The sequence below is a fragment of the Pantoea sp. XY16 genome (assembly GCF_025153065.1).
Taxonomy (GTDB): Bacteria; Pseudomonadota; Gammaproteobacteria; order Enterobacterales; family Enterobacteriaceae; genus Pantoea; species Pantoea alfalfae.
This window is the reverse complement of the sequence record NZ_JANZNP010000012.1, coordinates 45104-59673: the sequence shown is the minus strand read 5'-3', so window position 1 is coordinate 59673 and position 14570 is coordinate 45104. Positions and strand designations below refer to the sequence as shown.

At 53.2% G+C, this 14570-nt stretch carries 16 protein-coding genes and 1 other RNA gene; 8 read left to right on the top strand and 9 right to left on the bottom strand.

What is annotated here, in order from left to right; genetic code table 11:
* Positions 1-190 precede the first annotated feature (190 nt).
* Genes rseC through rpoE form a run of 4 tightly spaced genes read right to left on the bottom strand, consistent with a single transcriptional unit; the run spans position 191 to position 2867 of the window.
* Complete coding sequence (rseC, locus tag N1689_RS16920; protein ID WP_161736179.1) at positions 191-655, bottom strand: SoxR-reducing system protein RseC; 465 nt, start codon at positions 653-655, stop codon at positions 191-193.
* Positions 652-1608 (bottom strand): sigma-E factor regulatory protein RseB, encoded by a 957-nt coding sequence (gene rseB, locus N1689_RS16915; protein ID WP_260059514.1) that lies wholly within the window; start codon positions 1606-1608, stop codon positions 652-654. The genes rseC and rseB overlap by 4 nt, the downstream gene beginning before the upstream one ends.
* The gene (gene rseA / locus N1689_RS16910; protein ID WP_013358763.1) at positions 1608-2261 is read right to left on the bottom strand and encodes an anti-sigma-E factor RseA; all 654 of its coding nucleotides are present in this window, start codon (positions 2259-2261) and stop codon (positions 1608-1610) included. The genes rseB and rseA overlap by 1 nt, the downstream gene beginning before the upstream one ends.
* Positions 2262-2291: 30 nt before the next feature.
* Positions 2292-2867: an RNA polymerase sigma factor RpoE gene (gene rpoE, locus N1689_RS16905; protein WP_013358764.1), complete on the bottom strand. Its 576-nt coding sequence runs from the start codon at positions 2865-2867 to the stop codon at positions 2292-2294.
* A 413-nt stretch (positions 2868-3280) separates the two neighbouring features.
* Here rpoE and nadB point away from each other — a divergent pair, with 413 nt between their 5' ends.
* On the top strand, positions 3281-4900 hold the full coding sequence (gene nadB, locus N1689_RS16900) for an L-aspartate oxidase (protein ID WP_260059580.1): 1620 nt from the start codon (positions 3281-3283) through the stop codon (positions 4898-4900).
* On the opposite strand, the gene N1689_RS16895 is transcribed toward nadB, so the two are convergent.
* Positions 4885-5634 carry a tRNA(1)(Val) (adenine(37)-N(6))-methyltransferase TrmN gene (locus tag N1689_RS16895; RefSeq protein ID WP_260059510.1) on the bottom strand — a complete coding sequence of 250 codons (750 nt, stop codon included), beginning with the start codon at positions 5632-5634 and terminating at the stop codon, positions 4885-4887. The two genes, nadB and N1689_RS16895, sit on opposite strands and share 16 nt — an antisense overlap.
* A gap of 165 nt (positions 5635-5799) precedes the next feature.
* Between N1689_RS16895 and srmB the strand changes: the two genes are divergently transcribed.
* On the top strand, positions 5800-7128 hold the full coding sequence (gene srmB / locus N1689_RS16890) for an ATP-dependent RNA helicase SrmB (RefSeq protein ID WP_161736175.1): 1329 nt from the start codon (positions 5800-5802) through the stop codon (positions 7126-7128).
* A 217-nt stretch (positions 7129-7345) separates the two neighbouring features.
* On the opposite strand, the gene grcA is transcribed toward srmB, so the two are convergent.
* The gene (grcA, locus tag N1689_RS16885) at positions 7346-7729 is read right to left on the bottom strand and encodes an autonomous glycyl radical cofactor GrcA (RefSeq protein ID WP_013358769.1); all 384 of its coding nucleotides are present in this window, start codon (positions 7727-7729) and stop codon (positions 7346-7348) included.
* 242 nt (positions 7730-7971) lie between these two features.
* Between grcA and ung the strand changes: the two genes are divergently transcribed.
* Positions 7972-8652, top strand: a complete 681-nt coding sequence (gene ung / locus N1689_RS16880; RefSeq protein ID WP_260059509.1) for a uracil-DNA glycosylase — start codon at positions 7972-7974, stop codon at positions 8650-8652.
* 59 nt (positions 8653-8711) lie between these two features.
* On the opposite strand, the gene grpE is transcribed toward ung, so the two are convergent.
* A complete protein-coding gene (grpE, locus tag N1689_RS16875) occupies positions 8712-9293 on the bottom strand; it encodes a nucleotide exchange factor GrpE (RefSeq protein WP_003848585.1) in 582 nt (193 codons plus the stop codon).
* 122 nt (positions 9294-9415) lie between these two features.
* Between grpE and nadK the strand changes: the two genes are divergently transcribed.
* From nadK to bamE, 3 genes are all read left to right on the top strand, one after another.
* Positions 9416-10294 (top strand): NAD(+) kinase, encoded by an 879-nt coding sequence (gene nadK, locus N1689_RS16870; protein ID WP_260059506.1) that lies wholly within the window; start codon positions 9416-9418, stop codon positions 10292-10294.
* An 84-nt stretch (positions 10295-10378) separates the two neighbouring features.
* On the top strand, positions 10379-12040 hold the full coding sequence (gene recN / locus N1689_RS16865; RefSeq protein WP_260059504.1) for a DNA repair protein RecN: 1662 nt from the start codon (positions 10379-10381) through the stop codon (positions 12038-12040).
* A gap of 186 nt (positions 12041-12226) precedes the next feature.
* Positions 12227-12574, top strand: a complete 348-nt coding sequence (bamE, locus tag N1689_RS16860; protein ID WP_161735770.1) for an outer membrane protein assembly factor BamE — start codon at positions 12227-12229, stop codon at positions 12572-12574.
* 92 nt (positions 12575-12666) lie between these two features.
* Here the strand turns inward: bamE and N1689_RS16855 are convergent, their stop codons facing one another.
* Both N1689_RS16855 and N1689_RS16850 read right to left on the bottom strand, forming a co-directional pair.
* Positions 12667-12960: an RnfH family protein gene (locus tag N1689_RS16855; protein ID WP_260059501.1), complete on the bottom strand. Its 294-nt coding sequence runs from the start codon at positions 12958-12960 to the stop codon at positions 12667-12669.
* Positions 12953-13387, bottom strand: coding sequence for a type II toxin-antitoxin system RatA family toxin (locus N1689_RS16850; protein ID WP_222925111.1), 435 nt, complete (start codon positions 13385-13387; stop codon positions 12953-12955). The genes N1689_RS16855 and N1689_RS16850 overlap by 8 nt, the downstream gene beginning before the upstream one ends.
* Positions 13388-13545: 158 nt before the next feature.
* Between N1689_RS16850 and smpB the strand changes: the two genes are divergently transcribed.
* Both smpB and ssrA read left to right on the top strand, forming a co-directional pair.
* Positions 13546-14028 carry an SsrA-binding protein SmpB gene (gene smpB, locus N1689_RS16845; RefSeq protein WP_033733561.1) on the top strand — a complete coding sequence of 161 codons (483 nt, stop codon included), beginning with the start codon at positions 13546-13548 and terminating at the stop codon, positions 14026-14028.
* 43 nt (positions 14029-14071) lie between these two features.
* Positions 14072-14433, top strand: a transfer-messenger RNA (tmRNA) gene (gene ssrA / locus N1689_RS16840).
* The last annotated feature ends 137 nt before the right edge of the window (positions 14434-14570 follow it).

Below are 14570 nucleotides of genomic sequence, written 5' to 3'. Positions count from 1 at the left end.
GTTGAAAATCTGAGCACAGACACATTCAGGAAGATCGCTCTTTACCCACAATCCTGTCAGCCTCATTAATGACGACGCATATTACACTGTTAACGCCGCGCATAAAAGAATGGAACGTGGTGGAAGCGAAACAGATATCTGCGCAAGGCAGAACGGACAAAGGCCGCGGGATGCGCGGCCTGGGCGTACATTACGCTTCGCTTTCAACACGCAGCGCATCGGGCGGGAGGGCGATGTTCAGAATAACCGGCTGAAAGGCTTCGCGATCGCCAAATTTCATTGAAACGCCTTTCGCAACAATAAAGCCACCGATGCCACCCAGCAGTGCACCGCAGGCGGCCGCCAGATCGCTGCTGAACAGCGACTGAAACAGTCCGGCAATCAGGAACAAACCAAATAGCGGCGTCATATAGACCAGCAGCGCTGAACCCAGAAGGCTACTCTCTTTGATGCCTAACTCAATGCGCTGTCCCGGCTGCAGCGGCTTGCTGCTGGCAATCTGCATCACATGAGCATTCTTCGGACCGAGTTTATTCAGCATATGGCTGCCGCAACCTTTGCGCGCCTGGCAGCTATTGCAGGACGTTTTTGCTTCGGTATGCAGTGTGGCAATGCCATCCTGCCATGCCACCACGGTGGCCCATTCTCTCATCATTTTTGTGACCCCAGGTCGATGCTGTCAGCAATACGTTTTGCGGTTGAAGGCGGTAATTCGCCGATCACCGCAATTTCGTTATTATTGCGCACAACGGTCTGGACCGTACGACGCCCAGTGCGCAATGTTTGCGTTGTGCTGCTTTTATCGGCAGGCGTCACATTGATCGCGAAACTAAACAGCCCATCGCTGTAGAGCTTCGACTCAATATTTTTGTTCAGCCCCGGCAGCGTGCGACGATTCTGCGACACCAGCGTCATGCCTGCGGGTATCCAGCCTGGCTGCCATGCGACAGTAACCGCGTCCCCTTTTGGCACGGAAAGCGATGGTGGCAGATTCGCTTTCTCAAGCCCTTGCATCAGATTGCGTACTCCTTCATCCACTGCAAAGCTGATAACGCGGAACTGTTCCAGCGTTTCACCGTCACGATCAAGCAGGTCGATACGTAGCGGTAGCCTGGTATCCACATCCAGCCAGACCACATAGCTGTAACGGGTGCCATCGCGAGACACGATACGCAGCACATCACACATCTGATCGGCAATGCGCGAGCGACCCACGGTGATAAAATCGTAGGCAGTGGCAATTTTGGTGAAGTCAGCAAAAATCACCGACGGCAAAGCGTCAATAATGTGATTGCCCGGGAGCGAAAAGGGATCAAGGCCTGGTTCGAAGTAGCTGATATCGTTGCCACGCTGGATCACTTCCCGACGTGGCCCGTCCATCTGCAACAGCTGCGCGAATATCCGGTTATCGATCACAGCATGACGGTAGCGCAGCGATTCAATGCCGATGCGTGAGACGTTAATATAGGCAAATTCGTAGTTGAGGTTCTGACTTGCCTGCTCCATCTGCTGCAATAGCGCCCCGGACGCAGTAGTTTGCGCCGGGGCGGCAGATGACCATAACAGGCTGCCTGTCAGCAGGCTAACAGCATACCAAAACGGCTTCATTACTGCTGCTGCTGTCCTAATGACTGGTTTCCGGGAACATCAACCTGCGCCTGTTTTGGCGCATCGGTTTCAAACTGCAGCTGATCAGCGTGCAGCCGGCGTTGCAGTTCATAGTCCTGCAGCATGGCGTTCACGCGACGACGCTGATCCTGAACCTGCTGATTAGAGCTGTTCGTGTCAAAGGCATCAGACGGCACGCCCAGGCTCACCGGTGAGGCTTTACCCATCATCGGCAGCGTATTGAACACCGGAGAGTCAGATGTCTGCGTGGCGCTACCCTGCGGCTGGTTGTAGTGCTGAACACCCACGATCACGGCCAGTGACACGCAGGCAGCCACACCCACCTGAGTCAGTTGCGCAGCCCATGGACGCGCTTTTTTCCAGAACGGCATTTTTTCCCAGCGGGAAGGTTCTGGCTGAGCTTCAGGGATCAGCGTGGTAACCGTACGTAACGGTTCTTTTTCGATAGCAGCAGCGACGCGCGCAGAGATATCAAAATGCAGGACATCACCAACATCACCGCGCATGGTATCGCGAATAAGATGATAGCTCGCCCAGCTTTTCTGTAGTTCTGCGTCCTTAGACAAGGCGGAAAACAGCTCGTTATCTAAGGTCTCACCATCCATTAAAGCGGAAAGTTTTTCTTTCTGCATGCCTATGTACCCTTCCAGTAGCCGTTATCACTAACGTTGGATAAGCGGTTGAACTTTGTTATCAATGGCCTCTCGCGCACGAAAGATACGTGATCGAACAGTGCCTACCGGGCAATCCATAATGACGGCGATCTCTTCATAACTCAGACCGTCCAGTTCCCTGAGGGTAATTGCCATACGCAAGTCCTCAGGTAGCGCCTCGATGGTACGAAAGACAATTTGTTTCAATTCGTCAGACAACATTAAGTTCTCAGGGTTCGAAATTTCTTTTAATGCACCCGCACTTTCGAAATTTTCGGCATCAATAGCATCCACATCACTGGATGGTGGACGACGCCCCTGAGCAACCAGGTAATTTTTCGCTGTGTTTACCGCAATGCGGTACAGCCAGGTATAAAACGCGCTATCGCCCCGGAAAGAGTCCAGTGCGCGATACGCTTTAATAAACGATTCCTGTACTACATCAGGCACGTCGCCCGAGGGAACATAGCGTGAAACCAAACTCGCCACTTTATGCTGGTAACGAATCACCAGTAAGTTGAACGCTTTTTGATCTCCCTTCTGTACCCGCTCGACAAGGACCTGATCCGTTAACTGCTCGCTCATCCGAGGTAATGTCTCCCCAAATTTTTCATATGCATAAAGTAACTGCCAGCACATCTCATGTTCTGAGCAAGCATGCGCTTAGAGTTGTGATGTGGTGCGAAGTTCACTTCCCGCCGTGATATTTACCGCTCCGATGGAGATAACACAGGTTGTTCGTTTTCGTTCAGTGTCAGGAGCGTAAATCGCAGGCAGAGTAACCTATGACAGCAGCTTTTTCATCATTAAATCCTTTAGGTTTAATAAGTTTGCTATAAAAAACCAGAGTTAAAGCAGTCCGTTTTTAACGTACTGATTATAGAAGACTTATGATCATAGCCAGATGAACGCGCGTGGCATGTGTTTAAAATACTTCACAGAACCTCCTGTTGCGCTTATGCTCAGGCCTGGTCTTGTTTAGTAAATTAAACATTATGATGAATGCGAATCCGGATTATCAGTGTGATGTGTTGATTGTGGGCAGCGGTGCGGCCGGCCTGTCGCTGGCGTTACGGCTGGCGAAACAGTATCAGGTAACCGTTCTCAGTAAAGCGCAGGTCAATGAAGGGTCAACCCTTTATGCGCAGGGTGGTATTGCTGCGGTATTTGATGAGACGGACAGCATCGAGTCGCATATCGAAGATACGCTGATTGCCGGCGCAGGATTATGCGATCGTGAGGCCGTGTCGTTTATTGCCAGTAATGCCCGGCATTGCGTGCAGTGGCTGATCGACAACGGCGTTGCCTTTGATCTCGATCCGCAGGCGGCGGGTGACATGCGCTATCACCTGACTCGCGAAGGCGGCCACAGTCATCGCCGCATTCTGCACAGCGCTGACGCCACCGGCCATGCGGTGGAAACCACGCTGGTGAGCCAGGCATTAAGCCACCCTAACATCCGGATTCTGGAACGGACTAATGCGGTCGATCTGATTCTTTCAGATAAAATCGGCCTGCCTGGCCCACGCCGGGTGGTGGGTGCGTGGATCTGGAACCGTAATCGCGAGCAGGTCGAAACCTGTCGGGCGCGGGCCGTCGTCGTTGCAACCGGCGGTGCCGCCAAAGTCTATCAATATACCACTAACCCTGACATTGCTTCCGGTGATGGCATAGCGATGGCGTGGCGCGCGGGCTGCCGGGTGGCCAATCTGGAATTTAACCAGTTCCATCCGACCTGCCTGTTTCATCCGCAGGCGCAGAATTTCCTGTTAACCGAAGCGTTACGCGGAGAAGGTGCCTGGCTGTTACGTCCCGATGGTAGCCGTTTTATGCCCGATTTCGATGAGCGCGCCGAACTGGCCCCGCGCGATATTGTTGCCCGGGCTATCGACCATGAGATGAAACGGCTGGGCGTTGACTGTATGTATCTGGATATCAGCCACCAGCCTGAAGAGTTTGTGCGCGCACACTTCCCGATGATCTATGAGAAATTGCTGACCTTTGGCTTTGACCTGACCAAAGAGCCGATCCCGATTGTACCCGCCGCGCACTACACCTGCGGTGGCGTCGTCGTCGATCAGCACGGTCAGACCGACGTCAGTGGCCTGTATGCCATTGGTGAGGTGAGTTATACCGGCCTGCATGGCGCTAACCGCATGGCCTCCAATTCGCTGCTGGAGTGTCTGGTGTATGGCTGGTCCGCGTCAGAGGAGTTGATGCGTACCCTGCCCGGCATTGAAGCCGTCACTGCACTCCCCGCATGGGATGAGAGTCAGGTTGATGACGCCGATGAACGCGTCGTGATCCAGCATAACTGGCATGAGTTGCGTCTGTTCATGTGGGATTATATGGGAATCGTCCGCACTACCCGGCGGCTGGAACGGGCGTTGCGTCGCATCAACCTGCTTCAGCAGGAGATCGATGAATATTACCGCCATTTCCGCCTCTCCAATAATCTGCTGGAGCTGCGGAATCTGGTGCAGGTCGCTGACCTGATGGTGCGCTGCGCGCTGGAGCGTAAAGAAAGTCGCGGCCTGCACTATATCCGTGACTATCCTGACTTACTGCCAGAAGCGCTGCCAACTATTCTGACCCCGCGAGGTTACATGAAGAGGTAAAAGTCCTGCGTCAGGCTACACCACTCATCAGAATAACGGGTGTCTGGTGCGCGGATTGCGAGACGCTCCAGCAGCGTTTCACCGGCCTGCGGCGACAGCCCCAGCACGACGCGGCGCGGCGGACGATGAGCATATTCCGCCACGTCCAGCCGGAAACGCAGATACCAGCCATCGGCCTGCGCCAGGGTGATAAACGTCTGCCCAATATCGATGGGCAGCACCACGCAGAACATCCCCTCTTCTTCAATTAATAAGGCTGAACTGCGTAACAGCGTCTGATGATCGAGCGAGGCCGTTGCACGTGCGTTGTCCCGAGCCACGGTAGAGCAGGCTACGCCCGGCGCGAAATAAGGGGGATTGCTGACAATCAGTGAATAACGTTTATCACACTGTTCAGCCCAGCTGGCGATATCCTGCTGATGAACCTGAATACGTTCAGGCCACGGTGACTGCTGCACATTCTCCTGCGCCTGCTGTGCGGCTTCAGGTTCTAACTCCACCGCATCGATTTGAATCTGTGACGGCGTGCGCTGCGCAAGCATCAGCGCGATTAATCCGCTGCCACTGCCAATATCCAGAATGCGTCTCACTCCGGCGACCGGTGCCCAGGCACCAAGCAGAATGGCATCGGTGCCCACTTTCATCGCACAGCGATCGTGGGCAACAAAAAATTGTTTAAAGGTAAAACCGTTCTTGTTTAACTGAGGCCGTTCACGCGGCTTATCCTGCATCATTCGTCACTACCATCGTTTTTTTCCTGCCGCACGGCAGCGCGTGAGTGTAACGTGACAACAGTGGGAATTCACGCAGCAGACAATCCCAGGCGCAGCGGAAACGGATTAACAGATGAAGATTCAGTCTGATCTGTCTATAATCAGCGCCCCAAACTGAGGTAGACCATGACAGTAACCACATTTTCCGAACTCGAACTCGACGAAAGCCTGCTACAAGCGTTGCAGGAAAAAGGCTTTACGCGCCCAACAGTGATCCAGGCCGCTGCAATTCCGCCCGCGCTGGAGGGCCGTGACGTTCTGGGTTCGGCACCTACAGGAACCGGGAAAACCGCCGCGTATCTGTTACCGGCGCTGCAGCACCTGCTTGATTTTCCGCGCAAGAAATCGGGGCCGCCACGCATCCTGATTGTGACCCCGACCCGTGAACTGGCGATGCAGGTTGCCGATCATGCGCGTGAGCTGGCGAAACATACGCATCTGGACATCGCCACGATCACCGGCGGCGTGGCTTATATGAACCATGCCGAAGTTTTCAGCGAAAATCAGGACATTGTGGTCGCGACCACCGGCCGTCTGTTGCAGTACATCAAAGAAGAGAACTTTGACTGCCGCGCCGTAGAAACCCTGATACTGGATGAAGCGGACCGCATGCTTGATATGGGCTTTGCTCAGGATATCGAAACCATCGCGGCTGAAACGCGCTGGCGCAAGCAAACCATGCTGTTTTCCGCCACGCTGGAAGGCGACAATATCCGTGACTTCGCCGAGCGTCTGCTTAACGAACCGGTTGAGCTGGAAGCGGATCCGAGCCGTCGCGAGCGCAAAAAGATCCAGCAGTGGTACTACCGCGCTGATGATCTGCAGCATAAAACCAAATTACTGATTCATCTGCTGAAGCAGCCGGATGTGACGCGCAGCATCGTGTTTGTGCGTAAGCGTGAACGTCTGCATGAACTGGTGAGCTGGCTGCACGAAGCGGGGATTCGTAGCAGCTATCTTGAAGGCGAAATGGTTCAGGCCAAGCGTAACGAAGCGATTAAGCGTCTGAGTGAAGGACGCGTTAACGTGCTGGTTGCGACGGATATCGCCGCGCGTGGTATCGATGTTGAAGATGTCAGCCATGTCTTCAACTATGACATGCCGCGTACCGCCGATACCTATCTGCACCGCATCGGTCGTACCGGTCGTGCGGGCCGTAAAGGCATCGCCATTTCATTGGTCGAAGCGCACGACTTCGTTCTGCTGGGCAAAATCACCCGCTATGTGAACGAACCGATCAAAGCGCGCGTGATTGATGAGCTGCGCCCTGAAACGCGTGCGCCAAATGCTAAAACTACGGGTAAACCGTCGAAAAAGGTGCTGGCGAAGCGTGCAGAGAAGAAAGCCAGCGAAACGGAAAAACCGCGAGTGAAAAAACGCCATCGTGATGCCAAAAATGTCGGCAAACGCCGCAAGGCAAGCGGCACTACGCCAGCTAACGAGAATGCGGAATAAAACATCATACGCATAAAAAAATCGCCTCTCAGGAGGCGATTTTTTTTATCTGATAGTCAGTTACGGCCTTTTAAGAGTGTTTTTTCTGCCAGTACGTTTTCCTGACAACACTGGCATTCGCATGCCCTGTAGTTAACTGCTTATCTCTTTAACAATACTAATAAAAATTGCTGTGTGCGCTTTGCGCTAATTGGCAGCACCCGATAATTCAGGCGGTTTACAGACTTTCTGTAAATGTACGGGTGATTACATCGCGCTGCTGCTCAGGCGTCAACGAGTTAAAACGTACGGCATAGCCTGAAACACGAATAGTCAGCTGTGGGTAGTTTTCAGGATGTTTAACCGCATCTTCCAGCGTTTCACGACGCAGAACGTTGACGTTCAGATGCTGTCCGCCTTCAACGCGCACCTGCGGTTTAATTTCAACCGGCACTTCACGGTAAGCGAACTCGCCCAGTTCGCTGATGGCGACAACCTGATCTTCTTCATAGCCTGCTTTTGCACACAGGCAACGCGCTTCAGCTTTCTCTTCATCCAGCAGCCAGAAGGAGTTCAGAAGTTGAGAATTGTTAGTTTGAGTGATCTGGATACCAGTGATCATGATTGCGTCTCCCGGATAATACGTGAATAAATCAAATTTGAGGCCCCGGTATACCATCGTTCATTCGCAACAGCCTTGACTTGTATCAATATTAATCAGCCATTCGGCGCACTTTTTCGCTAAACCATTGATCTCAAAATGCCTGCCAGTTAAAAATAATTTGTATTTTTCAAATTATTTTTGCCTTCAGGTCAGCGGCAGGAACGGCTAAGCTTACTCCACTAACGTTAAGGGAGTTAAACATGGCTGAAAAGCTGACCTGGCACGACGTGCTGGCTGAAGAGAAAGAGAAACCCTATTTTATTGAGACGCTGAAGCAGGTCGCCGATGAACGCGCCGCGGGTGTAACCGTCTATCCGCCGCAGAAAGATGTGTTCAATGCGTTTCGCCTGACGAAACTCGGTGACGTCAGCGTCGTGATTCTGGGGCAGGATCCCTATCACGGGCCGAATCAGGCGCATGGACTCGCCTTCTCAGTGTTGCCGGGCGTTCAGGTGCCTCCGTCACTGCAGAATATCTACAAAGAACTGATGCAGGATATTCCCGGCTTCCGGAAACCCGATCACGGCTTTCTTGAGAGCTGGGCAAAACAGGGGGTGATGTTGCTGAACACGGTGTTAACGGTCGAGGCGGGTAAAGCTCATTCCCATGCTCGTTTTGGCTGGGAGACCTTTACGGACAACGTCATTGCGGCGATTAACCAGCACTGTGAAGGGGTGATTTTCCTGCTGTGGGGCTCACATGCGCAGAAGAAAGGCAGCATTATTGATCGCAAGCGCCATCATGTGCTGCAGGCGCCCCATCCCTCGCCGCTTTCTGCACATCGTGGATTTTTCGGCAGCAAACACTTCTCAGCGACCAATGAATTGCTGAGCGCTGCCGGTAAAAATCCGGTGGACTGGACGCCGGTCTTACCTGCATAGCGCCAGATCGCACACGGCCGCGTCAGTGCGCGGCCGTGTAACAGGATTCAGGCGTTGAATCAGCTTTTAGCTTTAGAAACCGCAACCATCGCCGGGCGCAGCAGGCGACCATTCAGCGTATAGCCACGCTGCATCACCAGCATGACATGGTTAGGTTCAAATTCTTCAGACTCCATCATCGACATCGCCTGATGGACTTCAGGGTTGAATGGCACGCCGGTTTCGCCGACCACTTCAACACCGAACTTACGCACGGCACCGAGCAAGCCTTTGAGCGTCAGTTCAATCCCTTCGATCATGGATGCCAGCTGTGGGTCCTCTTTATTGGCCACTTCCAGCGCACGTTCCAGGCTGTCGATGACCGGAAGCAGTTCATTGGCAAACTTCTCCAGCGCAAACTTGTGCGCCTTCTCAACGTCCATCTCGGCACGACGACGAATGTTCTCAACCTCAGCCTGCGCACGCAGTTGGGCATCGCGTACACCGGTCTGCGACTGCGCTAATTCAGCTTCGAGCTGAGCAATACGCTCATCACGCGGATCCACCTCTGCTGCTGTCTCCGCTTCCTGAGGTTGCTGCTGATCCTGCTGAATTTCGTCTGAGACTTGCTCGTTTGGGGTGTTCTGTTCTTTACTACTCATGAATTTCTCCGCGTTTTGCACATTCATTTCGCTGGTTGGCTTATTATGGGGATTGGTATGACGGATTCAAGGGAACCTATCACATTGCCTTGCCGTTTTGGCTTATAAGGAACACCGACCAGATGAACAAACACTTTAACTGCATTGGTATCTTGGGTCATCCGCGCCATCCCACCGCGCTAACCACGCATGAGATGCTCTGGCGCTGGCTGACGGCCAAAGGTTATCAGGTGATCGTTGAGAAGCAGATTGCCCAGGAGCTGTCGCTTCACGACGTGCAGACCGGCACGCTGGCGGAGATTGGTGCGCAGGCTGATTTAGCAGTCGTTGTGGGCGGTGATGGTAATATGCTGGGCGCTGCGCGGGTGCTGGCGCGCTATGATATTAAAGTGATTGGCATTAATCGCGGTAATCTCGGTTTTCTCACCGATCTTGACCCGGACAATGCGCAGCAACAGCTGGATGAGGTCCTTCAGGGCAACTATTTCGTCGAGAGCCGCTTTCTGCTGGAAGCGCAGGTGTGCAAATCTGACTGCTCACCGCGTATTGGCTCTGCCATCAACGAAGTGGTGCTGCATCCCGGTAAAGTCGCGCACATGATCGAATTTGAAGTCTACATTGATGAAGTGTTCGCCTTTTCCCAGCGCTCTGATGGGCTGATTATCTCAACACCCACCGGCTCTACTGCCTATTCCCTCTCTGCGGGTGGTCCGATTCTGACGCCGTCACTCGAAGCCATTGTGCTGGTACCGATGTTCCCGCATACGCTGTCAGCGCGTCCACTGGTCATCAACAGCAGCAGTACCATCCGTCTGCGCTTTTCTTCACGTCGCAGCGACCTGGAAATCAGCTGTGACAGCCAGATTGCGCTGCCTATTCAGGAAGGTGAAGATGTACTGATTCGACGCAGTGCCGGTCATCTTGATTTAATTCATCCTAAAAATTACAGCTATTTCAATACGCTGAGTTCAAAGCTAGGCTGGTCAAAAAAATTGTTCTGAAAACCGGCCTCTTCTCTTTACTGGATAAAAAACCAGTTTATACTGTATGAAAAACCATATGTGTTTATTCGTACAGGTGAACCTATGCTGGCCCAACTGACCATCAGTAATTTCGCTATCGTTCGTGAGCTCGACATTGATTTCCAACGCGGCATGACTGCAATCACTGGTGAAACCGGTGCCGGTAAGTCCATCGCGATTGATGCGCTGGGATTATGTCTGGGCGGCCGTGCCGATGCTGACATGGTGCGTCAGGGTGCCAGCCGGGCTGACCTTTGCGCCCGCTTCCAGCTTAAGTCCTCCCCTTCTGCTCAGCGCTGGCTGATGGATAATCAACTCGACGACGGCAACGAGTGTCTGCTGCGTCGGGTCATCAGCGCTGACGGTCGTTCCCGCGGCTTTATCAATGGCACAGCGGTGCCGCTCTCTCAGCTGCGCGATCTGGGCCAGCTGCTTATCCAGATCCACGGTCAGCATGCCCATCAGCTTTTGCTCAAACCCGATCATCAGAAGCATCTGCTGGATGCCTATGCCGGTCACGACGATCTCCTGCAGCAAATGCGCGCCAGTTATCAGACCTGGCACCAGAGCTGTCGCACCCTGGCGCTGCATCAGCAGCAGGCGCAGGAGCGCGAATCACGTCGCGAGCTATTGCAGTATCAGCTCAAAGAGCTGAACGAGTTTGCGCCGCAGCAGGGCGAATACGAGCAGATTGACGAAGAGTACAAGCGCCTTGCCAACAGCGGACAGCTGCTGTCGACCAGCCAGCAGGCGCTGCAGCTGTTAGCAGACAGCGATGACAATAATCTCAACAGCCTGCTCTACACCGCGCGTGAGATGATTTCAGAACTGACCTCGCTGGATGAGAAGCTGAACGGCGTTCATAACCTGCTGGAGGAGGCGGCGATTCAGCTGAGCGAAGCCAGCGACGAACTGCGTCACTACTGCGACAGCCTTGACCTGGACCCCAATCGACTGTACGAACTTGAGAAGCGTATTTCCCGCCAGATTGCGCTGGCACGTAAGCATCACGTCACGCCAGAAGGTCTGCCTGAACTGCATCAGCAGTTGCTGGCAGAAGCCGAGTTGCTGTCACAGCACGAAAGCGACCAGGAAAGCCTGCAATCGCTGGTGGGTGAACATTATCAGGCGGCACTGCAAAGCGCAGAGCAGCTGCATCAGCAGCGCAGCCACTTTGCCGATGAACTGCAGCAGCTGATTACCCAGAGTATGCATCTGCTTTCAATGCCCCATGGCCAGTTTAAAATCGCCCTGAACTTTAATCCGGATCAACTGACGGCAGATGGCGCGAGCCGCGTTGACTTCCAGGTGACGACGAACCCAGGTCAGCCACTGCAGCCGTTAGGCAAAGTCGCTTCGGGCGGTGAACTGTCACGTATCGCGCTGGCGATTCAGGTGATCACCGCGAAGAAAATGGAAACGCCGGCGATGATTTTCGATGAAGTGGATGTCGGAATCAGCGGCCCGACCGCCGCCGTCGTCGGTAAACTGCTCCGTCAACTGGGTGAATCGACCCAGGTCATGTGTGTCACCCACCTGCCGCAGGTTGCCGGTTGTGGTCATCAGCACTTCTATGTCAGCAAAGAGACCGATGGCGCGATGACCGAAACCCATATGCAGCCGCTGGATAAGCGTGCGCGTCTGCAGGAACTGGCGCGACTGCTGGGCGGCAGCGAGGTGACACGCAATACCCTGGCCAACGCAAAAGAACTTTTAGCCGCATAGCGGCGCACTTTTTTAACCCACCGTGGTCATATGCTTGCTCTGTAGAGGTTTCCAACGGCGAAAAGGTTTATTATCATCGGCACTTATGTCGCCAGAGTAATAAAGCCTGCCGCAGGCAGAGTTCAGATTTTGATGGCAAGAAAGCCGCCTGTTAAAGGCGTTTGGCCCCGGAAAAGGAATGTATAGATGCGCTGTAAAACGCTGACTGCCGCGGCAGTGGTAATGTTGATGATGACCGCCGGATGTTCCACCTTAGAGCGCGTGGTCTATCGTCCTGATATCAACCAGGGTAATTATCTGGTTGCCAACGATGTGGCCAAGATCCATACCGGTATGACACAGCAGCAGGTGGCTTACACGCTCGGTACGCCGATGATGAAAGATCCGTTTGGCAGCAACGTCTGGTATTACGTTTTCCGTCAGGAGCCAGGTCATGAGCGCGTGAAGCAGCAGACGCTGACGCTGACCTTTGATGGCAACGGTGTTCTGACCAATATCGATAACAAGCAGAATCTGTCAAAGAACAACGACTGATTTCACGACAGACCGTTTTAAAGACAGCACAAAAGGCGCACTGAGCGCCTTTTTTTATGCCGGCTATCCGCTGATTCTGGCGGTATAACGACTTATTTTTTGCTTTCTGCCGCTCGCTCTGCGCGCTGACGACGCAGCTCTTTTGGATCAGCAATCAGCGGACGATAGATCTCAATACGATCGCCCTCCTGAACCACATCATCCAGCTTCACTGGCCGACTGTAGATGCCTACTTTGTTGCTGGCGAGGTCAATCTCACGACGCAGTTCAGGCAGGCCTGATTTCAGGATAGCCTGTTCAACCGTGCTGCCCTGCTCCACTTCCACGTAAAGCTGATACTGTTTTTCAGGTAGGGCGTAGACCACCTCAACGGAGATCTCAGGCACTGTATACCTCTTTGGCACGCTGAGTGAAAGCCTGCACCATGCTGTTGGCAAGCTCTTTGAAAATACGTCCAAAGGCCATCTCTACCAGCATGTTGGTGAATTCAAACTCCAGGCTTAACTCCACCTTACAGGCGTCATCGCCCAGCGAGACGAACGTCCAGCCGCCGGTCAGCTTGCGGAACGGTCCATCTACCAGTTCCATATGAATGCTCTGGTTATCCGTAAGGGTGTTGCGGGTAGTAAATGTTTTGCTGATGCCCGCCTTCGACACATCTACCGACGCCGTCATCTGATTTTCAGACGCATCCAGTACGCGGCTTCCGGTGCAACCCGGCAGGAATTGCGGATAGGCATCCACATCATTTACAAGTTTGTACATCTGCCCGGCACTAAACGGGACCAGCGCCGAACGACTAATCTGAGCCATAATGGTTCCTGTTCATCACAAAACCGCTGAATAGTAGCATTTTCAGCGATTAAACAAAAATGTCCCCGAGTGAGGGTGTGCTAGAATATCCCGTTTCCTGCTGCCCCGCTGGACTGGGGATGCGATAACCGACTAAGTGATGTAAAATACGCCACACTATGACAAAGAAAAAAGCACACAAACCCGGTTCTGCCACTGTTGCCATGAACAAACGCGCTCGCCACGAGTACTTCATCGAAGAGGAGTATGAGGCGGGATTGTCGTTACAAGGATGGGAAGTTAAGTCACTTCGTGCTGGTAAAGCTAACATCAGCGACAGCTATATTCTGCTGCGCGATGGCGAAGCCTTTCTGTTCGGTTCAACCTTTCAACCCTTAGCCGTTGCCTCCAGTCACGTGGTCTGTGACCCCACGCGCAGCCGTAAGCTGCTGCTGAAGCAACGTGAACTCGACTCCCTGTATGGCCGCGTCAACCGCGAAGGTTACACCATCGTGGCACTGTCGCTGTACTGGAAGAATGCCTGGTGCAAACTGAAGATTGGTGTTGCACGCGGTAAGAAAGAGCATGACAAGCGCGATGACATTAAAGATCGCGAATGGAAATTAGACAAAGCACGTATCATGAAGAATTCAGCGCGCTAAGCACTGGATTTTAAGATAGTTAGTTGCTAGTATTTAAAGTTCTGGGGCTGATTCTGGACTCGACGGGATTGTGAAGCCTTAGGAGCATGCCGAGGGGCGGTTTGCCTCGTAAAAAGCCGCAAAAAAATAGTCGCAAACGACGAAAACTACGCACTAGCAGCTTAATAACCTGCTTAGAGCCTTCTCTCCCTAGCTTCCGCTCTTAAGACGGGGATCAAGAGAAGTCAAACCCAAAAGAGATCGCGTGGATACCTTGCCTGGGGTTGAAGCGTTAAATCCAATCAGGCTAGTCTGTTAGTGGCGTGTCTGTTCGCAGCTAACCGGCGAATGTAAAAACTGACTAAGCATGTAGTGCCGACGGTGTAGTAATTTCGGACGCGGGTTCAACTCCCGCCAGCTCCACCACATTATGTACCGGATACGTCCGGGTAAGTCCTGAAAGCCCGCTTGGAACCAGCCTCGCGGGCTTTTTTACGTCTGTAGTAGTCCGTAGATATCCAGCCAAATCCGGCGATAATTGGTATACGTATTGGTATACGCTA